Origin of the sequence: Methanoculleus sp. UBA374 (assembly GCA_002508705.1) — an archaeon.
GTDB lineage: Archaea > Halobacteriota > Methanomicrobia > Methanomicrobiales > Methanoculleaceae > Methanoculleus > Methanoculleus palmolei.
Genome location: DAYL01000033.1, coordinates 147,763 through 169,811, shown reverse-complemented (window position 1 = coordinate 169,811; position 22,049 = coordinate 147,763). Strand labels below are relative to the sequence as shown.

Annotated in this window: 15 protein-coding genes; 5 read left to right on the top strand and 10 right to left on the bottom strand. The window is 64.5% G+C overall.

Features of this window, described 5'->3' with window-relative positions; translation table 11 throughout:
- Positions 1-3 precede the first annotated feature (3 nt).
- The 8 genes from BRA42_RS12385 to BRA42_RS12350 form a co-directional block, all read right to left on the bottom strand.
- The gene (locus tag BRA42_RS12385) at positions 4-2,019 is read right to left on the bottom strand and encodes a magnesium chelatase subunit D family protein (protein WP_292405935.1); all 2,016 of its coding nucleotides are present in this window, start codon (positions 2,017-2,019) and stop codon (positions 4-6) included.
- Positions 2,020-2,126: 107 nt separating this feature from the next.
- Positions 2,127-2,456 carry a hypothetical protein gene (locus tag BRA42_RS12380; protein ID WP_292405938.1) on the bottom strand — a complete coding sequence of 110 codons (330 nt, stop codon included), beginning with the start codon at positions 2,454-2,456 and terminating at the stop codon, positions 2,127-2,129.
- Positions 2,457-2,770: 314 nt separating this feature from the next.
- On the bottom strand, positions 2,771-3,412 hold the full coding sequence (locus tag BRA42_RS12375; protein ID WP_292405941.1) for a hypothetical protein: 642 nt from the start codon (positions 3,410-3,412) through the stop codon (positions 2,771-2,773).
- 91 nt (positions 3,413-3,503) lie between these two features.
- Positions 3,504-7,178: a cobaltochelatase subunit CobN gene (cobN, locus tag BRA42_RS12370; RefSeq protein ID WP_342771163.1), complete on the bottom strand. Its 3,675-nt coding sequence runs from the start codon at positions 7,176-7,178 to the stop codon at positions 3,504-3,506.
- Complete coding sequence (locus BRA42_RS12365; RefSeq protein WP_292405965.1) at positions 7,175-7,963, bottom strand: ABC transporter ATP-binding protein; 789 nt, start codon at positions 7,961-7,963, stop codon at positions 7,175-7,177. Before BRA42_RS12365 ends, cobN begins: the two co-directional genes overlap by 4 nt.
- A complete protein-coding gene (locus BRA42_RS12360) occupies positions 7,963-9,024 on the bottom strand; it encodes an iron ABC transporter permease (protein WP_342686020.1) in 1,062 nt (353 codons plus the stop codon). Before BRA42_RS12360 ends, BRA42_RS12365 begins: the two co-directional genes overlap by 1 nt.
- Positions 9,021-10,241 carry an ABC transporter substrate-binding protein gene (locus BRA42_RS12355; protein ID WP_342770699.1) on the bottom strand — a complete coding sequence of 407 codons (1,221 nt, stop codon included), beginning with the start codon at positions 10,239-10,241 and terminating at the stop codon, positions 9,021-9,023. Before BRA42_RS12355 ends, BRA42_RS12360 begins: the two co-directional genes overlap by 4 nt.
- Positions 10,238-10,714, bottom strand: a complete 477-nt coding sequence (locus BRA42_RS12350) for a hypothetical protein (protein WP_342770698.1) — start codon at positions 10,712-10,714, stop codon at positions 10,238-10,240. Before BRA42_RS12350 ends, BRA42_RS12355 begins: the two co-directional genes overlap by 4 nt.
- A gap of 775 nt (positions 10,715-11,489) precedes the next feature.
- Between BRA42_RS12350 and BRA42_RS12345 the strand changes: the two genes are divergently transcribed.
- Genes BRA42_RS12345 through BRA42_RS12325 form a run of 5 tightly spaced genes read left to right on the top strand, consistent with a single transcriptional unit; the run spans position 11,490 to position 20,118 of the window.
- The gene (locus BRA42_RS12345; protein ID WP_342771162.1) at positions 11,490-13,244 is read left to right on the top strand and encodes a DUF3344 domain-containing protein; all 1,755 of its coding nucleotides are present in this window, start codon (positions 11,490-11,492) and stop codon (positions 13,242-13,244) included.
- Positions 13,231-14,205 (top strand): DUF3344 domain-containing protein, encoded by a 975-nt coding sequence (locus BRA42_RS12340; protein WP_342770696.1) that lies wholly within the window; start codon positions 13,231-13,233, stop codon positions 14,203-14,205. The genes BRA42_RS12345 and BRA42_RS12340 overlap by 14 nt, the downstream gene beginning before the upstream one ends.
- A 4-nt stretch (positions 14,206-14,209) precedes the next feature.
- Positions 14,210-14,875, top strand: a complete 666-nt coding sequence (locus BRA42_RS12335) for an ABC transporter ATP-binding protein (protein ID WP_342770695.1) — start codon at positions 14,210-14,212, stop codon at positions 14,873-14,875.
- Complete coding sequence (locus BRA42_RS12330; RefSeq protein WP_342771161.1) at positions 14,872-16,095, top strand: ABC transporter permease; 1,224 nt, start codon at positions 14,872-14,874, stop codon at positions 16,093-16,095. The genes BRA42_RS12335 and BRA42_RS12330 overlap by 4 nt, the downstream gene beginning before the upstream one ends.
- Before the next feature lie 48 nt (positions 16,096-16,143).
- Entirely contained in the window at positions 16,144-20,118 is a 3,975-nt protein-coding gene (locus tag BRA42_RS12325; RefSeq protein ID WP_342770693.1) for a DUF3344 domain-containing protein, read from the top strand.
- 508 nt (positions 20,119-20,626) lie between these two features.
- Here the strand turns inward: BRA42_RS12325 and BRA42_RS12320 are convergent.
- Both BRA42_RS12320 and BRA42_RS12315 read right to left on the bottom strand, forming a co-directional pair.
- The gene (locus BRA42_RS12320) at positions 20,627-21,232 is read right to left on the bottom strand and encodes an ATP-binding protein (RefSeq protein ID WP_342770692.1); all 606 of its coding nucleotides are present in this window, start codon (positions 21,230-21,232) and stop codon (positions 20,627-20,629) included.
- Positions 21,187-21,951, bottom strand: a complete 765-nt coding sequence (locus BRA42_RS12315) for an ATP-binding protein (RefSeq protein WP_342771160.1) — start codon at positions 21,949-21,951, stop codon at positions 21,187-21,189. The genes BRA42_RS12320 and BRA42_RS12315 overlap by 46 nt, the downstream gene beginning before the upstream one ends.
- Positions 21,952-22,049 lie beyond the last annotated feature (98 nt).

Here is a 22,049-nt window from a genome sequence, read left to right as displayed (position 1 = left end):
ATTTCAGACGGGATGCACCAGCGCATCCCGTTCGGCCACGGCGACGTCGTGCAGGAGCCCGGCGGAAAGGTCGGCAATAGGGTAGTAGCCGCCGCCGGCATGCTCCGCGAGGGTCCGGCAGTAGCCGAGCCGGAACTGCATGAACGAGTTTCCGGTCTCCTCGGTATCGATGACCACCGTGCGGATGCCGTGGGACCGGATCTCTTCTGCGATGCCGAGAACCTCGGGGCGCACGTCTCCCGCGAGCGGGACGTTCGCTCTGCCGTCGGATATGACGACCATCATCGGAATCACCTCGCCGTTCTTCTGTCGCTCCCGCAGGAGAACCTCCATGCCTTTCACGAGACCGGCGGCAAGCGGCGTCTTCCCGCCGGTGGGGAGACTTTCAAGACGTTTCTCTGCGAGATCGATGCTCGTAGAGAGCGGGAGGAGGGTCTCGGCGCCGCTCCCCCGGAACGCCACCAGGCCGACCCGGTCGCGGTGCCGGTAGGAGTCCATGAGCATCGAGAAGACTGCGCCCTTCGCCGACTCCATCCGCATCAAGGCTCCCATCGAACCGCTGGCGTCGACCACGAAGACGCACGCAACGGAGACCTTGCCCACCCGGACCCGCTCGCGGATATCCTCGCTCCAGACGGCGACCGCCACCCCCTCCCGGTCCCGGACCTGCTGGTGCGGGGCGGCGGCCCGGAGCGTGGCGTCGAGCGCTATATCGCCGGTGCCGGTCGGATAGCGGGCGGCGACGTACCGCCCCGCGTTTCCGGCCGAGAACGTCTCAAACCGTCTGCCGGAGGTCCTCAGCCGTTCCAGGGCATCCCGCCGCTCCGGCAGGCTCATCTTTCCGACATCGACCGGGTCTCCTACCGGGAGAACGGTCTCATGGGAGGCGCCGCCGGCGGCGGGGGACGGCTCTCCGTCATGTCCGTCGGAGGAACCCTCACCGGTCGCATCGCCCCCGTCATCCCGGGGAGTGCGGTCGTGCTCCTCCCCGGCGTCCTCCAGGGACCTGTCGAGGTCCTCCGGGTCGATCTTCGGCTCTTCGAACGGCTTCCGGCGCATCCGGTGCGGGAGGGCGAGTTCCATGGCCTCCCTGACGTCGACGCGGGTGACGACCGTTCGCCCGGCGAGGGCGGCGATCGTCTTTGCCGTGCGGACGACGGCGATGTCGGCGCGGTGGGTCCTGACCCCGAGCCGGATGCATGCCTTCACCACGGCCTCGACGAGTCCGTCGTCGACCGTGACGGACGAAAGCAGCGCCCGGGCGGCAACGATCTCGCTACGTAACGCATCCTGCGCCGCGCCGTACGCCTGCCGGAACCCGTCGGGGTCGTACTCGAACGTCTCGGCGGCCCTGACGATCGCCATCCTCCGGGCGGGGTCCTCGATCCCTTCCACGGTCACCTGCAGTCCGAACCGGTCGAGCAGCTGCGGCCGCAGTTCCCCCTCCTCCGGGTTCATGGTGCCGACCAGAATGAACCGGGCGGGGTGGGAGAAGGATATGCCCTCCCGCTCCACCACGTTGACACCCATCGCGGCAGCATCGAGGAGGACGTCGGCCACGTGGTCGTCGAGCAGGTTGACCTCATCGATGTAGAGGACGCCGCGGTTGACCGCCGCGAGGAGGCCGGGGTCGAACGTCACCTTCCCCTCGCGGATCGCCCGCTCCACGTCGACGGTGCCCACCACCCGGTCTTCGGTCACCCCGAGCGGGAGGTCGACGACGCGGACCCTGCGCCGTTCGACGTCCAGGTCCTCACCGGAGGCTTTTTTTTCGGCACAGACGGTACACAGGCCGCCGTCGGGATCGCAACTGTACGGGCAGCCCCGGACCACGGCGATCTCGGGGAGCACGTCGGCAAGCGCCCTGACCGCGGTGGACTTTGCAGTCCCTTTCTCGCCGCGGATGAGGACGCCGCCGATCCCCGGGTTGACGGCGTTGAGGATGAGCGCGCGTTTCATCGTCTCCTGACCGACAATGGCGGTGAACGGAAGGACGTTCCTCCGTGCCTGGTAAGACATATGTGAGAATATGATGTTATGGATGTTAAAGAGTTCCAATTTCGTAACAAATCGTGGGTTGACCGGGGAAGAGGGGCCTCCCTGCCCCTGCCCGGGACCGTGTGGTCTCAAAATTCTTCTGCGATGCCGTAGCCGTAGGACCGCAACGCCAGACTTCCCCGCTGCTCCGGGTAGGCGTTCAGCATGAGCCCCCGCAGTTCCAGGAACTCCTCGGCGGAGACGAGGGAGACGGTCTGGATCAGTTCGTCTTCGTCGGGGTCCGCCGACCAGGAGTGGATGTAGTAGGTGTCGGGCAGCCCCTCCTGTTCATGCACGTAGAGGTCTTTTCCACGCGCATACGCCCCGTCGGGCCTGCCCCGCGGTGCGGAGTAGATGCAGACGTCGCGTTCGGTGTCCAGCACGACCTCGCCTTCTTCAGATGAAAGCCGTTTTTTCATCGTCGATCACCGCCCCCCGCCAGCAGGCAGGGCGGTTCGGCAGGCGGCAGCGAGAGACGCCGGGGCCCGGTGAGGTGGCCATGGCTTTTCGGCGGCCCCGCCACCGCCCACCAGGCAGAGATACAACGGGCAGTGTTATATAATTTACTATTTTTAGTATCAAGTAATACCAATAACAATAAAAATAATATAAAGAGCGGCTTGAAGTCTGCTACCGGACTGTCACCGGGGGCCTCAATGCCCGTTCGGCCCGGGGTAAGGAGATCCCGGAAAATAAACGATGAGGGGTCCTGCATACCCCGATGGAAAATCGATCAGGAGCCGCTCGTCCGTTCGGCCGCCATCGTCACCTTCACGTCGACGAAATGCCCGTCCAGTGTCACAATGTAGCGTCCCGGCCGGTAGAGCGTGATTGATTTCTCCCGGGCGCTCCCGTATATCCCGTTGTAGCCTTCGTCGGCGATGAGCTGAAGGGTCTCAGGGTCGCGGACGGTGACGACGAGCCGGGAGTACGCGCCGGGTTCGGGGTTTTGTGCGTCCACGGCGAAGGTGATGATGAACGGCACGTCGACGACGTCCACCTGCAGCCCCCTTGCCGAATAGACGAGGGAGTACTGCTCTTCGAAGACGGTCGCTCTCTCGACAACCGGCTTTACGGCATCCATCCGGATCAACGGCACGGACGAGACGTTGTACGGGTTCGGGTTCGGGATATACTCGCCGGGCTGCACCGGCACCGGATCGACCGGCACCACGGTGCTCCCGCTCTCCGTCGCGGAAGGTGCAGGGCCGGGGGCCGTTTCGCCCGGGGAAGGCTGAGGTATGCCCGACCACGGCGGTTCGACGGCACCGGGGCCGGCAGGACCGAGATCATCGTCCTTTTCAAGGGCGATGCATCCGGAGCACGCGACGATGAGGAGAGCGATGAGGAGGGGGACGGCGGATCGGGCAGACATGATACCACGATAACCTGTACCGCGCCGCAACATATGCATCTTTCCAATTATTCCGCCGGAACGACGCGGCATGCCTGCCGGACGGGCGATCTCATTCACCCCGCTGCCTCCCCCGCAACGCTCTTACGTCCTCCGCGGTCACCACGCGGACGGCGCCACCCTGAACGTCCCCGCCGGAGTCATCCATCCGGTCCTCGATCCAGCCTTCCATCTCAAGATATGCCGTTTGTAACCCTTCGAGAACGTCCGGGTCGGCGTTCCAGAGGCCGCGCCCGTGCGCCTCGAGCAGCCGCCTCCCGATCTCCTCAAGCGCCCAGGGGTTCTCATCCGCGAAGAACTGCCGCATCTCAGGGTCCAGAACGAACGTCCGGGCGATGTCGTCGAAGATCCGGTCGTCCACCTCCTGTGTCGTCGCCTCCCAGCCGTAAACGGTCCCCACCTGGCGGGAGATGTCCCCGGCACCCTTGTAGCCGTGCCGCTTCATCCCCTCGATCCACTTCGGGTTGAGGAGTTTCGCCCTGACGACCCGCCGCACCTCCTCGGCAAGCGTCCGGACCTCCACGCGGTCCCGGTCGCGCGTATCGCCGTAGTAGGCGGGCACCTCGTGCTTCGAAAGCGCGCGCACCGCCCCGGTCAGCCCGCCGTGCACCCCGAAGTAGCAGCAGCACCCGAGAAGGTCGTACTCATCGGTCACCGTCTTGTTGAAGGTGAGGTCGACGGCGGCAAGCTGCGCGGAGAAGGTCTCGGGGGACTCTTCGCCGAAGTTGCCCCGCCCGTAGGCATAACCGTTCCACCCGACAAAGACATCCGCAAGGTCCGCCTCCTCCTTCCAGGCCGACGCATAGACCGCCAGGCTGACGCCGTTGCCGTAGGTGCCCGGCCGGCTCCCGAAGATCCGGGCGGTTCCGCTCCCTGCGAGAGCGTGCTTCCGGATGAAGTTCGCCTCGAGCGGCTCGTCCAGCGCGGCAACCTCATGGATGGCGTCGTCCAGGAGTTCAATAGAGGTATAGAAGCAGTCCCGGAGTATCCCGCTCATCCTGACGGTGACGTCGATCCGGGGCCGCCCGAGTTCTTCGAGCGGGAGTATGCGGTAGGACCTGACCCTGCCGTCCGTCCAGACCGGCTCGACCCCGATGAGGGAGAAGATCTGCGCGAGTTGCTCGCCGTCGGCCCACATGATGTCGGACGCCATCCAGTACATGCCGACGTTCTCCGGGACCCGCCCGTGCTCGTCGGCGTACTTTGCAACGACGCTCTCCGCAAGCCGCGTCCCGATCCGCCACGCGGCGCGGGTGGGAGCCCGGAAGGGGTCGAGCGAGTAGAAGTTCCGCCCGGTGGGGAGCACCTCGGGTTTGCCGCGCGTGATGAGGCCCGAGGGGCCCGGCGGGATGTAGCCCCCGGCGAGACCCGATAACAGGCTCCCGATCTCGTCGGAGCCGTCCATCCGCGCCGCAAGATCGAGGACGCCGGCCCGGATCCTCTCGAGCGCCTCCGGGTCGGGGTATGGGAGGCCGTCCGGGGCCTCTCCCGCAAGGAACGCGGCGATGAGAGCCTTTGCCGTGGTTTCGGCGTCCCGGAGCAGCGCATCGTCCGTGGCGGACCCGTCATGCCCCATCATCCGGAGCACCGCGGACCTTATGTCGCCGCTATAACGCATGACGGCATGGATGAACTCCACCCGGCGCTCGCCCTCCGGCACCTCACCGAAGATGTGCATCCCGTCGGGTATCCGGGTATCGGCGATCCGGGCGACGGCGGTATGGGCGGCGGCGACCACCGCCTCGAACGGGGCTCCCTGATCGAGGAGGGCGCGAACCCCGATCTCGCCGCCGATGCCGGTCTCTTCGAGGAGGTCGGCGATGGTGTGTTCGAGTGCATGCTCCCGCGCCCGGTCGACGCCTTTCGCCCGGTTGTAGTCCGCGATCTGCTCTTCGAGGTCCTTCAAACCCGCGTAGAGATCGCTTGCGACCATCACCGTCTGCATGTGGTCGACCAGGGTCGCGTAACTCCGCCGCTTGGCGATCGTCCCCTCCGGGGGGTTGTCGGCGTTGTAGATGTAGAGGTGGGGGACGGTCCCGACGGCGATGTCGGGGAAGCAGGCGCCCGACGGGGCGACCGATTTTCCCGGGAGGAACTCGAAGTTTCCGTGCGTGCCGACGTGGACGATCACGTCCGCGCCGAACGTCTCCTCGATGTAGCGGTAGGTCGCGAGGTACTGGTGGGTCGGCGGAACGCCCGGGTCGTGGAGTATCCGGCAGACCTCGCCGTCACATCGCGGACCGGCGCACCCGCGCTTTGGCTGGACGCAGACGAGAGCGTTACCGTAGCGCACCCCGGTGACGACGATCTTCCCCTCGTAGACCATCGCCGGCGGGACGCCGTCCATCTCCTCGCCCGGCGGCCGGCCCCACGCCTCGCAGACGCGGGCCCGGACCCCGGGAGGGAGCGTCTCGAACCATCCGGCGTAGTCTTCCGGCTCCACCAGAGCGAGGGCGCCGCCTTTCCGGACGATCTCCGCGACCGAGGTCCAGCGGAAGTCGCTGACCGCTTTCTTGTCCATGATGGTCTCGATCAGTTCTTTACCGCTCGCCGGGTATTCGACCGCATACCCCCGGTCGTGCATCGCCTTGAGGATTCTCGCGACGCTCTCCAGGGTATCGAGGTGCGCCCCGGCCCCGACCGACGCCTCGACCGAGGCACAGGGCTTGTTATGGAGGATGAAGGCCACCCGTCTCTCCGCGACGGGCGTCATCGCGAGGTCGATCCACCTCCGGACCCGGCCCACGAACTTCTCCACCCGCTCGCCGATGGGGACGTGCCGTTCGCCTTCGGTGCCCGCCTGCTCGCGGTTTTCCGCCGCGCCGACCGGGACCATCTCGATCGCACCGAAGAACTCGGGCATCGCGACGTACCAGGATACGTCGCTCCCGCGCATTCCGTCCAGATCGGCCATCCACTCTGCCTCGGTCCGGTGATAGAGGATCAGGGGGTGGAAGACCGGCACGCCGAGCCTCTTGAGCGCCTCGACGAAGGCGTCGGCGTCGCGGGGCGGCGTGAACGTCCTTGCGTCGACGAGCGCATTGATCCGGCCCGCAAAGAAGGTCTCGAGCACCTCCCGGTCGGACAGGGCCCCGATATCCCGGTCCGCAATTCCAAAGCAGAAGACCGGGAGAACGTCGTAATAGTTCTCAAGTCTCCGGATCAGGGCGTCCACGACGGCAAGGTCCCCGTTCACCCAGTGCGTCCGGGAGAAGAGGAGACCCACCCGCGTCGGGTGCCGGGAGGGGTGCCAGGCAAGATAGTCGTCGGGGTCGTCGAAGACGGCACCGGCGTCCGGGTGGTAGACCCCTTCCCAGCGGGTCTCCTGCGGGGGGTCGTAAGCGACGTCCATCCCGCACACCTCGGCCTGGACGTAGCGGATCAGGTTCCTGATGTTCTCAGGCCCGCCGTAGAGGAAGTAGGTGCTCACCGTGGAGACGACGGCGAGCGGGACGGTCGAGGCCGTCCATGAGGCGTCGGTGTAGCCGAACGCTATCACCGGGACGCCGGCCGCGAGCCCGCCCAGGATCTCGTCCCAGACCGGGTCGTGCGACGGATGGACTAAAACGACGTCTGAATCATTGCATGATTCGATGCACCGCTCCCGCTTCTCTGCATCGTCCGTCAGTTCATGCACCTGCCACGCGGAAAGGTCGATCCCGGCCTCCCGCGCCGCACCGGAAAACTGCAGCAGTTCGCTGCCCCAGGCCACTATCGTTATCTTCATACGACCTCCACCCCGTCATCCGACGGGCGGAGGGGGACCACGTACGGGACCCCCATCTCATCTTTTACTGCCGCCTCGACCCCGTAGACGGCGCGCATCATCTCTCCGGTCAGGAGGGAGGACGGCGCACCCTCCCCGAGCACCCGCCCCTCTTTCAGCATCACGATCCGGTGGCAGTAGCGGGCGGCAAGGTTCAGGTCGTGGATCGCCGCCACCACCGCAAGCCGCCGCTCGTCCGCGAGCCGGCGGAGGAGGGCCATCACCTCGATCTGGTTACGCAGGTCGAGCGCACTCGTCGGCTCGTCGAGGAGGAGAAGCCGGGCGTCCTGCGCGAGCGCCCGGGCAATCAGCACCCGCTGCCGCTCTCCCCCCGAGAGCCGGTCGGCCCTCCGGGACGCAAAGCCGCCGATGCCGAGGAGGGAGAGCGCCTCCGAGACCTTCCGTTTATCCTCCTCGGAGACGCTCCAGCGCAGGTACGGCCGCCTGCCCATCAGGACGGTCTCAAAGACCGTCACGGGATTCAGGGCGCCGCCGCTCTGCGGGACGTAGGCGATGGTCCGGGCGATCTCCGTCCGGCTCATCGCAGAAAGGTCGCGCCCGTCGAGGCGGACATCTCCTTCCGGGTCGAGAATCCGGTCCAGGCACCGGAGCAGCGTCGTTTTTCCGGACCCGTTCGGCCCGACGACCCCGAGGACCTCGCCCCGCTCAAGGGAGAACGAGACGTCCGTAAGCACCCGCCGGTCGCGGTAGGAGAACGAGAGCCCCTGGACGCGGAGCAGAGGCATCAGGCATCCCTCCTGCGCATGAAGAGGTAGACGAAGAACGGGATGCCGAGGAACGCGGTCATGATCCCGACCGGGATGATCGCTCCGGGGATCACCGTCCGCGCGAGGCAGTCGGCGCCGAGGAGGATGACGGCGCCGACGAGTCCGGATGCAGGAATGAGGGTCCGGTGATCGGCCCCGATCACCATCCGGGTGATGTGGGGCGCCACGAGGCCGATGAACCCGATGGTGCCGGTGAAGCAGATGATCACCGCCGTTACGAGCGAGGCGGCGAGCATGAACCCGGCCATGGACCGCTCAACCGGCACGCCGAGGCTCTTTGCCGTTTCGTCGCCCTCGGCGAGCGCGTTGAGGTCCCACGCGCGCCAGAGGAGGAGCGGGACGACGGCAACGACGACTACCGTCACGAGCCCGAGTTTCGGCCAGGACGACTTGTCCAGGGACCCGAACATCCAGAAGACGACCTCCTGCACCTTCTCGGAGGTCCCCAGGTACTGGAGGAACGAGGTGACGGCCGAGAAGAGGTACATGAGCGCGATCCCGGCGAGGATCATCGTCTCGCTCCCCATGCCCTTCAGGCGGGCCATGCCGTAGATGGCGCCCGCGGCGAGCATGGCGAAGAGGAAGGCGTTGCCGATGACGAGGTAGCCGGAGAGGAAACCGGCCCCGAGGATGATGGCGACCGATGCGCCGCACGAGGCGGCGGAGGCGATCCCGAGCGTGAAGGGACTGGCAAGCGGGTTCCTGAGGACGCCCTGCATCACCGTGCCGGCGATCGCAAGCCCGAACCCCGCCACGATCGCGAAGAGCACGCGGTGCAGCCGCCAGCCCCAGACTATCCCGACGGCGTTTGACTCGACCATCCGGTCCGGCAGGTCGACCGCCTCGGGGAAAAGCCCGGCGAGGATGGCAAGGTAGGAGTCGGCGACCGGGAGGTTCGCCGACCCGAGGGTCACGGCGACCCCGACGAGTGCGGCGAGGATCAGGATGAGGGCGGCGATGAAGAGGGCACGCTTCTCGGTGAGCCGGGCATACTCCTGCCTGCCGAAGTCGGTCATCATACCGGATAGACAAACGCCCCGTGTTCCTCGAGGTCGTAGTCGAGCCTCTGGAACTCGCTCAGGTACTGCTGGTGGACCGCGCGGGGGTCGAGGTCGGGGAAGAGGTCCGGGTAGAACCACTTCGCCATGTATGCGACGCCGATGAAGTATTCGGGCCCGCCGATGACGTCGGAGTGGATGACGTGCACCCGGCCGTCCCTGACAGCGTCGATCCGGTCCCAGACCGGACGGTCCTCGATTGCGCGGGTGACCTCTTCGAAGGGTGCCGGGTCATCGTCGCCGTAACCGCCGAAGACCAGTTCGCCGGCGCCCACGATCTTGACGATGACGTCGGGGTTCCTGCTGATGACGGCCTCGGGGTCGACCGCCGGGTACTCGACCGCGGTGTCGGCGAAGATGTTCCGGCCTCCGGCAAGTCCGATCTTCTCATCGTAGCCCGACCCGTTTCCGGCGCTCTTGTAATCGTCCCAGTTCTCCAGGTAGACCGAGACCCGTTCGTCGGCCGGTATCGAGGCTATGCGCCCGGCAACGGTGTCCATGACGCTCCCGTGGAACGCGAGGAACCGTTCGGCCCCCTCTTCCTTCCCGAGGAGGGCTCCCATCGTCCGCACCTCGTCGGCGTAGGCCGTCGGCCGGTAGCTGTCGAACCGGAAGAAGCGGATGCCGGGGTCGATGGACGAAAGCGTCTCTTCAATCTCGTCGCAGGACGACTGGGAGATGGTGGCGTAGAGGAAGACCGCATCGGGGCGGACCGCGGCCGCCTGCTCGTAGTCGGGGGCCCAGGTCGACCCGAGGTTCGCCTTTCCCCGGTACTCGGGGAAGTAAGTCGGGTCCTCGAGGGTGTACTTGCTCACCCCCACGACCCGGTCAGACTCCACGCCTATCGACCGCATCATCTCGATGGTGTCGCTGTTGAAGACCGCGATCTTCCGGAGCGGCCGGGAAAGCGTCGTTTCTCGTCCGGATGAGTCGGTGATCGTGAGCGCACGGCCGTCCCAGTGCTCGTAGACGAACGCGGCGTCCCGGAGGTCGTCGGACGAGGGGACTTCGACCGTTCCGCCCATGAACCGGGCGTCCAGCGAGTCGAGGATCGCGGTCGCGAGCTCGGACGCCGTCAGCGTGCCGTCGCCGTCGCTGTCGCACGGGACCGTCTCCGCCGCCGCCGTTCCGGCGAGGAGGAAGATACAGCAGACGAGCAGGAGAAGTTTATGGGTCATCGTCCGCACCTCCGGACGCACAGCACGACAAGCGCCGCGAGCGCGGCCGCCCACTCAAAACCGGGCGCGCCCGGGGCCGTCGTCTGCGCGGCCTCTCCCGGGTTCCGGGGCCCGTCCGACCCCACGGTGCCCGATTCACCGGCCTGCAGGTCTTCCCACGTGCCGGCGATCTCTTCGCCGGCCTCCGCCGGCCCCTGCATCCGGTAACGGACCGTCTCTTCGCCGACGACGGCGAAAGCGACGTGCTGTCCGGAGACCCGGGTACGGTTCTCCGGGTGATCCGTCCCCGCCCAGGTGCAGCCGTCGGGGATGGTCTCGACGATGCCCCCGACCGGGATATCCGTCACCGTGAGCGTCACCTCAAAACCGCCTTCCGGCAGCGAAGCGACGGTCCGCTCGACGCTCGCAGCCGCTGCGGGGGCCGCGAGCAGAGCGATCAGGATGCACAGGACTACTGCTCTCCTCGGTGTCATTACAGAGGAATTCATCGCGGCGTGTTAAATATATTATTATTTGTATCATTTATTCGGAGTTATTTCAAAGAGTAACCGATGGAATATTAACAAATAGATAGAATAAGTTAATATTCGCGAGAAACGGCGCCGGAGAAGAAACTTCGCTCATGCTGGCGCCCGCCGCGCGGTCTCACGCGACACCCGAACGGAGAGGCATTCCCCGGACTTCGCGTGCGGCGGCGAAGGGGGCAAGTACCCGAAGTCTCATGCGATTCGCGGCTTGCAACAATTCTGTGCTCGAGCTCCGGTTCCGAACCCTCCCTCCCTGTGGACGGTCGCACTTCGCGTGAGGTAACGTTTCGGGACAGCGACAAAGTCTCACGCGAAGTGCGATGGCCCAAAGGGCCGGAGTTTAAGAAGACCGGGGGTCTTCGAACAGGAGCATGAGCAACGAAGGTGCGAAGAGCGACGCTCCGTCAGAAACAGAGTTTGAAAAGCCGTAAGGCTTCGAAAGGAGTTTGGTGGGTTGATGTCCGGGGGCTTTCCGCAAAAACGTTCACGGAGTACCGGTCCGCAGGAATTTCTCGGGTTTTCAAGGCAATGTGCGCAGGAGCAATGCGCCGGCAGATCGGGACCCGCAGACAATCCAGTCCCGATAATCGAGCAAAAAGAACATTCGCATAGTCACACAAAAATAAAAATAGTTAATAATGAGTGTTATCATCCAATAGATAGTATGAATATACTCAGAAACATCCACATAATTTTATGCGCAATTATCGCATTCGCCTTCATGACGGCACAGGTCTCGGCAATCTACGACTTCGAGGGCATCTCCCTCGACACAGCGGCCCAGGGCGAGATACGGGGGGAGGTGCTCACCTTCGGGACATACGGGCTCACCGCTCCTCCCCTTGAATGCACCTTCACTCTCCCGTCAAAGCCGGTCTGGGCGCGGGTCTACACGGGCGTCTGGGGCGGCACCGAGCGCTACACCGGGTGGGAGGAACTCAGCGTCAACAACGGCGTCCCGGTCCGCCGGGACCTCTTTGGAAAAGACGACCGGCATCCTGAGACCTTCGTATCGGGATACGGCGTCTACTGGGTCGCGCACGACTGCACCGACCAGCTCCGGGGCGGCAAGAACACCGTCACCCTCACGACCAGCAGGGGCCAGCCCGAGAGCAGGATCGACGGGCGCTCCTACGGCATCTTCGTCGTGGCCGTCGTTGAGGACGATAAATTACCGCTCACCCGCTACTGGATCGCCGAAGGGAACGAGAACCTCCACGGCGAGGGGTGGTCCGGCACAAACCCCACGCGCCACGACACGTGCGAGATGGTCTTTGAGAAGGCGGGCGCGGCGGAAGGGGCTGCCGCCGACCTGACCGTAGTCCTCGTAGCCTCGACGAAGGGGCAGCCGGACTACGTCCTCTTCAACGGCGAGGACCTGGGCGTTCCGGCAACAGACCTCACGCTCTACCCGGAGGGGGCGCGGGACATCGGCAACGAGCACATCGGCGACGCGACCGGAAACCCCGGACCCGAGGCGCGTTACATCGACGTCGAGACGTTCGACGTCGGCAGACTCCTCGGGGATACCAACACCGTGGTCTTCGAGCGGGGAAGGGATCTTAACGGCGACGGGGAGATCAGCACCACCGGGTCGAAGCCCGAGGGCGAGGACTATATTCATCCCTGCTCCGTGATCCTCACGGTGCAGCGGCCCGGCGTCTCGTCGGCGCCGGACTTCGCCGTCGATGAGCCCGTAGCGACGGGAGCCTATGCGGGCGAAGAAGCGACGATCCGGGCGACGGTGAGAAACTACGGCGTCCGGCCCGATGGGAAGATCGAGGTGGCCTTCTCGGTCGACGGGAAGGTCGTCAAAACGGTTGAGATCGAACCGGCAAGGTCCGGCGTCCAGCAGGTCGAGACCGGCGTCACCCTTGCCGAAGGCCGGCATACCATTGCGGTCCGGGTCGATGCCGGCGGCGACGTCGACCCGACGGACAACGAGGCATCGGTGCAGTTGACGGTCGGCACGGTCCCCGACCTCTCCGTCGCCGTCGGGACGCCGGTCCGGGGCGGGCTCGAGGCCGCGGCCCAGGCCGCGGCGACGCAGCAGTCGCCAGCCCCGCTCTTCGCCCTGTTTGCGGGGCTCTCTCTCGCCGCGCTTCTTATGATGCGCCCGCCGCGCGGGAAGGCGGCGATACTCCTGATCGCAGGCGCGGTCATCGTCGCCGTATCGCTGCTGGCAGTACCGCCGGCGACCGCTGCAGGCTACCTGGACTATACCCTCCCGATCACGATCAAGAACGGAGGCGGGAGCGACGTCGGCGCCTTCGACCTCACCATCTACCTCGACGGCGATAAGGCGGCAGTCAAGCAGATCGACGGGATCGACGCCGGTGCAACGGTCACCATTGACGTCCCGCTCTACACGACGCCCGGTAAGCACCGGATCAAGGTCGTCGCGGATGAGGGGAGCGCGATCAAAGACTCGAACCGGGCAAACAACGCGGCGGAGGGCGAGTATGCCTTCCCGTAAGACCCTCGCCGGGCTGTTCCTCCTGCTCGGACTCCTCGCAAGCCCCGCGGCGGCCACCTATGCCGGGGACAAACCGCTCTCGACCGTATTTCACGACGAGTTCCGGGGCGGCTACGTCTACACCGTGGGAAACAGCACCTACAGCGGAGCAATCAGTCCGGGGGGAGAGTATGCGGTTATGTTCGAACCCGAACTCCCGGCGGACGCAACCATCCTCTATCAGCGCATCTACGTCTACTGGGCCTGGAGCAAGCTCGACCAGAACGCCATCTACCCGGTGTTCTCGCTCACCCGCACGGATACGGGCGAGAACCTTGCGGAGGCCGACCGCTACACGGACTCCAAGGGGTTCGTCAGCCAGAACGACTTCTTCTCAGGAGTGGACATCTTTACGACGAGAGACCTCAACCCCGGAAAGAACTCCTTTGAAGTCGTCCTCAAGAACAACGCCACCGACAACCGGACGTTCGTCGTCCAGGGGATCGGCCTGCTCGCCGTCTACGAGAGCCCCGGATCGCCGGAGGGGATCGTCTGGGTGAGCGAGGGGGCCGACCTCCTCTACAGCAGTTACGGGATCACCCCCGCCATGGCGTCGAGCAAGATCGATTTCCCCGGGACAATCGACCGATCCGGCCTTAAATCGGCCGAACTCTTCATCGTCGCCCCTTCCGGGGGCTATACCCGGGAGAAGATCCCCGTGATCAACCGGCTCTTCTTCAACCGCGAGGGGACAAGCAGCATGCCCTCGTTCTTTGAAGCGATCCTCTCGGCGCTCTTCCCGGGATCGAGCGGGAAGGAGTGGGTGAACGTCTTTGACTCCGACGAGACGGTGCAGGTCGGGATCGACCGGCGGGACGTGCTGCCCTACCTGCGGTCCGACGAGAATTTCGTGCAGATCCAGGACGAAAAGGACTACCTGGTGCTGACGAACGCCGTTCTCTGGGCCGAACGGAAGGAGTAAGAGTATGGAGACCATCATCGAGACAAGACACCTGAGCAAGGCGTACAACGACCGGGTGACCGCTCTGGCGGACGTGAACCTGGCCGTCTGGAAGGGGGAGTTCATCGCGCTCCTCGGGAGAAGCGGCAGCGGCAAGAGCACGCTCCTGAACATCCTCGGCGGCCTCGACGCCCCGACATCGGGAGAGGTCCGCATCGGCGGTAAAAGCGTCGATTTCAGCGACCGAAAGGCGCTCATCGCCCTCCGAAGAGAGTCCATCGGGTTTGTCTTCCAGAGTTTCAACCTCATCCCGGCCCTGACGGCGCAGGAAAACGTGGAGTATCCACTCCTCTTCAACTATCGCGATACGGCGGTCAGGAGAGAGCGGGCGGCCGACCTCCTCTCGCTCGTCGGCCTCGCGGACCGGGCGCACCACTATCCCCGGGAGATGAGCGGCGGCGAGCAGCAGCGGGTGGCGATCGCCCGCGCTCTTATCGGCGAGCCGCTCATCGTCCTGGCCGACGAGCCGACGGGGAACCTGGATTCGAAGACGCGCGACGAGATCTTCGGCCTGATGCGGCAGGTAAACGAGGAGCGGGAGACGACGTTTCTGATCGTCACCCATGAGCGTGAGCTCGGGAGGCGGACCGACCGTACCATCAAGCTCCTCGACGGGAGCGTGGTCGCATGATCTTCGATCGGCTGATCGACTACCTGAGGGTCTCGGCCCACCAGGTCGCCCGGAAGCGGATGCGCGTCTTCCTCACCGCCCTCGGGATCGCTATCGGGGTTGCGGCCGTCGTCGGGACCGTCTCCCTCGGGGAGGGCGTCCGCTACCAGGCGGTGGAGGCGATCAAGGAGCAGTCCGACCTCACGCTCATCGAGGCGACTGCGGATATCCGCGGAGGCGCGATCCAGTTCATCACGCCGGCAAAGATCGAGGAACTCGCCGCCGTCCAGCACGTGGAGGCTTCTTCGGCGGTGGTCCGGGAGGCGTACACCACAAAACGGCAGACCTACCTTGAGGTCGTGGGGATCGATCCCGCCGGGATCGAGGGTGTGATCCGGCCGAAATTCCTGAGGGGAGAGAACCTCGAGCCCGGCTCCCGGCAGGCGGTGCTCGGGCACGACGTCGCCGAGACGCTCCAGCGCTACGAGGGGGTCAGGTTCGGCGACGCCGTCCCGATCCTCATCCGGCGCTACGATGAGGACGGCATGCCGGTCGACGAAGAGGTGACGTTCACCCTGGTCGGCGTGCTCCAGGAGCGGGACGATGCGTTCGACCAGGTGATGCTGATCGACCGCGGGGTCGCGCAGGAACTGCGCGGGGACGAGACGGCGTTCGACGGGGTCCTGATCCGGGTCGATCAGCCCGAAACGGTCTTCGGCGTCGTGGACGACGTCAAGGCGCTCGGCCTCACCGCGAAGGGCGCGTTCCAGCAGATCGAGTCGGTGAACCAGCTGATGGACGTCGTCGTCCTCATCCTGGCGTTCTTTGCCGGGGTCTCCCTGATCGTGGGGGTGCTGATGATCGTCAACACGATGGTCACGTCGGTCTTCGAGCGGACGCGGGAGATCGGGATCACCATGGCCATCGGGGCCTCCCCGGCGGACGTCGTCCACCTCATCCTCGCCGAATGCCTCTATATCGGCCTCATCGGGGGCGTGCTCGGCGATCTTTTAGGCATCGCGTTCACGGGCGTGATCAACACATTCGGGAAGCCGTTCATCGTCGCCCAGCTCGACGATACGTTCTCAACGTTCGCCGAGGGCGACATCACCCTGATCACGCCCGAAATTCTCGTGATCGGAATGGCGATCGCGATCGTTCTCTCTCTGGCATCGGGCCTCTACCCGGCGTTGAAGGCGTCTCACCTCAACCCGGTGACGGCGATACGGACGGGGGTGTGATGAATGAGAATCAACAGACCGTATATCACAGGAATTGCGCTATCTCTTATGCTGCTGCTCGTTCTGGTGCCCGCACCCGCGGCGGCCGACCAGTACGTGGGCGGCATCCCGCTCGGAACCGTCAAAGAAGACACCGTCTCCGGCGGGCTATGGTCCGATTCGTACACGGACTTCGCCAACTCGGCGGAGAAGACGTTTGCCCTGCCCGCCTACACGGAGATCAAGTGGGCGCGCCTCTACGTCTCCGTCTACTGCGCTCATATGCAGAACAACTACGAGCACCGGGCGACCGTGAAGTTCGACGGCGGGTCGGGGATAGAGACGCTCGGCGTCGAGGAACTCCGGCAGCCGTACGTCTTCGCGATCCACGGCGGCAGCCCGGTCTGGGTGAACGACCACTGCAACCGGATCACGAGCGATTACCTGATGTGGTACGACGTGACCGGCCGCATCACCGCGAGGAACCCGGTCGCCGAGGTAAAGGTGGACCAGCCGGAAGGGTATAAAGGGACCTTCGACGGGAGGATAAAGCTCGTCACGCTGGTCGTCGCCTACGACGACGGCGACGGCGACGAGGTCTACTACTGGGTGAACCAGGGGCACGACGTCCACTCCTACTACGTCGAGGATATCGGCGAAACCTACACGGGCGAGACGACCTTCGATACCGAGGACCTCCCGGAGGACGACGAACGGGTCCCCGCAGCCGAGTTCTCGGCGATCTACATGGCAAGCAACGTCGGGGAGTTCGAGTTCAACACCGAACCGCTCGACGCCAATGACCCGCAGGGCCCCTACTCGGGCTACCAGACCTGGGACGTCTCCGACCTCATGGAGCCCGGGGCGGCGAGCACGTTCGCCTACACCCGCGACCTCAGCGTCTCCGGGAGCGGCGGAGCCTACCTGGGCGCGTTCTTCAAGATCCCGCTCGCCCTCCTCTCGGTCCGCTACCCGGAGAAGGAGGTCGGGTCGATCAATGTGACCTCAGCGCCCGCCGGCGCGGCAATCTTCCTCGACGACGAACCGACCCAGTGGACGGCGAACACGACGATTCCCGGCATACCCGCCGGCGACCACGCGGTTCGGGTCGAGCTGGACCGCTACCGGGTGCCCGAGGACCAGTGGGTCACGGTGACCAAAGGCTCGAACGCCACGGCCCATTTCGACCTCGAGCCGATAACGGGCAGCATCGAGGTGACGAGCGAGCCGGCCGGGGCCTGGATCTACCTCAACGGGGAGAACATGTCGGTCGTAACCCCGGCGACGCTGGAGAACCTGATCATCGGAGACTACACGGTCGAGGTGAGAGCGGAGGGGGTCGAAGACTACCGGACGGTTACGGTCAACGACGGCGAGACCACCACCGTCGACTTCACGCTCGAGACCGCCGTCGGGTCCGACGGCAGGGTTCCCGACTACGGCTACTCCGGAAAGACCCTGGACGTCGCCGTCTCGGGCACCCTCCACGGGAACCTGACCTACTACGAGTTCAGCGACTACACCGGGCTTATCCACGCAGGCGAGAGCAGGGAGTTTACGATCGATGTCCCCGGCAACGGCACGGTCGCATACGCGCGGCTCTACATCTACACCACCTGGGGGCACGACGAACAGAGGAAGGAAGGGACTCCGGTCAGGGTCAGCCTCGCAGTCGACGGGGCGACCATCAAAGCAGACGCGGTCTACAACGACCGGAAGAACGAGGGGATCTACAATTATCTTCTCGAAACACACGCGTTCAACGTCACCGGCGTCCCGGGCGGCATCGCCGGCGAACACGTCGTGAAACTGACGAACGACGGGAGGAAGGACGATGTCTTTGCGACCTACGGCATCGGGCTCCTGGTCGTCACCGAGGACCCCGCAGAGCCGGAGATGACCTACTGGGTCGCGGAGGGGTCGGATACGCTCTACGCCCACCCGGACTTCGGGACGACGTCCGAAGACTGCATCACAACGGCGACCTTCAACGAGTCCGTCGACCTCTCCGGAGCCGGCGAGGCGCGCCTCATCCTGGTCACCACCGCCGGTTCGGGGATTGACGACGACGAGCACCGGATCTACTTCAACGACGGCGAGTGGTTCAATCTGCTCACCGCCGGCTCTTCGGCAATCAGCGTGGCCGACCTGGACGTGAGACCGTACCTCATGGGATCGGAGAACGCGGCGGGAATCCAGAGCCTCATCACCACGACGAAAGGCGACTACATGGAGAACCGCGCCATCATCCTCGTCGTCAGGAAAGGCACCCCGCCGGAGGGATATGAGACGAACGCCACATCCACGACGGGCACAACCGGGATTCCGGCGACACCGTCCAGCGAGTCGGGATCGCGGTTCACCCTCAACGCGACGAACGGGCGGATCGAGGCCACGCGTCTCGTCGCCGACGGCGGGGCCGTTCAACTGTACATCCCCGAGGGAGCGGTGATCACCGAGGGCTCCGGGAGCCCCGTCCAGGCGCTGACGCTGCAGAGGCTTTTACCCGGCGACGCAGGGGGTGCCGACCCGGCCTACGCGGTCGGCAGCGAGGATATGATGAGTGATCTCCCCCTGAGTTTGATCATCTCCGTGAGCGAACCGGGAGGCGTGATCGCCAGGTACGACCGTTCTTCGGGCGCCTGGCAGACCCTGGAGACTGCGGCCGATGCGACGGGCGGCAGCGTCTCGGTGAAGGTCCGGCAGGGAGGCATCTATACGGTCCGGTACGGCGAGACCGGTGAGTCCGCCCGGGATGGAGGAGTGATCGGCCTTCTGTTCGGTGCCGTCCAGGCGCTTTTCGGGCTCTTCGGCTTCGCCTCCGCCGGGGAGGAGCCGGGGCCGGCGGTGGGGCCTGAACCGATCCCGGCCGCGGCGGCAGAGCCCACGCCGACGGCGGCGCCTCCTGTCGACATCACCACGATGCAGTTCGATCTTGCGGTGCTCTCCGACCCGCCGGGCGCACTCATCGACCTCGACGGCGAGTATACCGGCAGGACGACCCCGGCCGCGTTTGCATCGCTCTCCGGCGGCAACCATACCGTCCGGGTGCGCATGGACGGCGCCGAGCCGGTGGAGCGGGAGGTCCAGCTTGCGCGCGACGACGAAGTCGTGGTCGAGGTCCCGGGAGCCGTATCCCCGGGACTGCTCCGCGACTGGGAACAGAACCACTACGGCGGCGTCTACGTCGACTCGTTCCCCGACGAGGCGGAGATCTTCGTCGACGGCCGCAAAGTGACCCAGAAGACCCCCGCCGTCATCTACGGGCTGAAAGAAGGGCTGCACACCATCAAGGTGAAGAAAGAGAAGGTCGAGTTCAGTTCCGATAAAGAGCGGGTATGGATAGATAAAAACACCCTGACGCGGGTGATGTTTTCCAGCGGCAACGCTGAGTTGACGCGTTCGATCACGTTCGCACCGGAGGAGTACGCCCAGAAGCCGTTCTCGATCAACGGCAGATACATGGGCGACCGGTTCCCGAAGACGATTGAGGTCCGGGGGATCGGCGGGGCGTACCTCACCGTCGCGGACGGCGGGGGTTACCGGACATACAGGATACCCGCCACCGTCCAGTCGAACGATACCGTGAGTGCCGCGTTCTCCGCCGCACCCTGCAGCCTTCTCGTGACGTCGGCGCCGGCGGGGGCGGCGATATCGGTCGACGGGTTCCAGACCGGGTTCGCCACGCCGTACGTCGTCGGCAACATCTCGGAAGGGAGGCACCTCGTCGGGGTCTCGAAGCCGGGGTATCTCCCGGCGGAGCAGGAGGTCGTACTGACGGGCGGCTCCGGCGACGCCGCGGTGAAGTTCACCCTCGCCGCGTATACCTGGGGGTCGCTTGAGGTCTCGAGCGACCCGGCAGGCGCCAAGATCTACCTCTTCAACCGTGATACCGGCGAGAAGACGCCCCACACCTTCCACTACCTCGGCATCGGCAGTTACCCGGTGAAGGTGGCGGGGAAGGAGGGGTCGAAGACGACAGAAGACGTGACGATTGTCCCGTATTCAACCACCGAATACCACGCCGACCTCACGGGGGCCTAAAGCGGGCCCCCCTCAATTTTTTCCAAGGTCAAACGACGCAGGGTTCGGCCGCACATCCCCCGACCAGGAAATTCCGGACGGCGACAGTAAGGTTTTCTCGATTGAGATACCAGCGCTACGATGTTTCCGTAAGAGAACTATGTATGAAATAGACGATCCCGTCTTTCGTCAACCCTCTCCATGTTGGTTTTACAGGGCCATCCCACCGGCGCCGGAGGGGTTCCGTCGCCTTTCCGGCGCACCTTCACGCCTGCAGTGGTTGAAGGATTGAACGGACAGAGTTTACCATGGCCGGTCAGGCAGCGTCCCTCATGCCCCCGGTGCACGTGACCCTCCGACGCTCAGTCGCCGCTGAGGCTTCAGATGACCCCTCCGGGGGACCGGCGAGGGTCCCCCTGTCGGGCACGGTTACCGCTCCTCTCTGCATCGGTAGGTGCAGGGCATAGCCGCAACGAACCTGTCCCCTAACGGCCCTACTCCATGCACCTTAACGGCGGCGTTTAATCGCTCAAAAACGAATTTGCGGAACGCATGCTTGTGATATCGCTCCCCCGTCGAGCAGCCATTTCCAGAGCGGGATATACCGGACAGTTCCCTCTCTCTTCTCCGTGTCTTTCGTGAGAAGGATGCACTCCCGCACCCGGGAGCCGTGAAGGTTTGCGAACTCGAGCAGTGCTTTTTCCTCCCGGGCGGGGAGGGAATCGGTGTAAGAGACGCTGATTGCCGAGAGCGAGCGGTCGGGATTTTTTACGACGAAATCGACCTCACCCTGTTTCTTCCAGTAATATACTTCACGACCCTGCTTCTTCAGTTCGATGAAGACGAGGTTCTCTGCAAGCCTTCCTTCGTCTTCCGAGAACCTGAACGATACGGCGTTCCGGAGACCATTGTCGATGCAGTAGATCTTTTTGTTGTTCCTGCTCTGTGTTTTCAGCGAAGAGCTGAAGTACTGAACCTCAAAGAGGATCTTCGCTTTCTCTGCGTAGTAGAGATACTCCCTGACGGTCTCGAAATCGATGCCGAGCACCTCCTGGAGATTCCGGTAGGAGTAGAACGAGGTTACGTTCGTCATGCAGTAAGTAAGCAGATCGCCGAGCGCCTTCTGGTTTCGCACCTCATTAACCCGCACGATGTCGCGATAGACGATGCTGTCGTAGTATGCCGCGAGCTGGTCCCGCCGGATCGTTTCGTCGTCTGAAAGGACGACCTGCGGGAAACCTCCTTCCTGATATACTCACCGAGCAGATGCAGGAGCCGGTACTTCGCCGACGCGAGAGATACGGGATCGTGCGGCAGGTCCTCGCCCGAGAAGACCACGTATTCCACAAAATCGAGCGGGTAGACATGGACCGGAAGGTATCGCCCGGCAATGAGCGTTGAGAGGTTTGAGTCGAGAAGGTAGGACGTCGAACCGGATATGATAAGGGTGAATTTCTTTCTGTCGTAGAGCGATTTTATCCACCGCTCCCACCCCTCGAGGGTCTGGATCTCATCAAAGATGAGGTAGGGCGCGTCGCCGCCGTACACGTCCCTGCGGTAGGTCTCAAGCAGGGTCTCGAGCGGGTCTTCGAGGCGGGCAATCTCCGGCTCATCGCAGTTCACAAAGAGTATCGACCGCGGATCGACCCGGCGGTTATGGATCAGGTCGTCGATGATCTGGAAGAGGAGCGTTGTTTTTCCCGAACGGCGCACCCCCGTAAGGACAACGACCTCCCCGGTCTCAAGATACTTCCGTATCTTCGTGAAGTATTTCTCCCGCCGTATACCCGTTTCAAAGGGTCTGGCGCTCCACCAGGGATTGAGGGCGACCAGGAGGTCGAGGACCGAGGGCATACAGTTTGTTGGAGTATACTCCAGCATAAATGTTTGTTTTCATCTGGATATAATCCACCCAAACAGACGAGCCCCGAGGGTCTTCATTCGAAGGCACA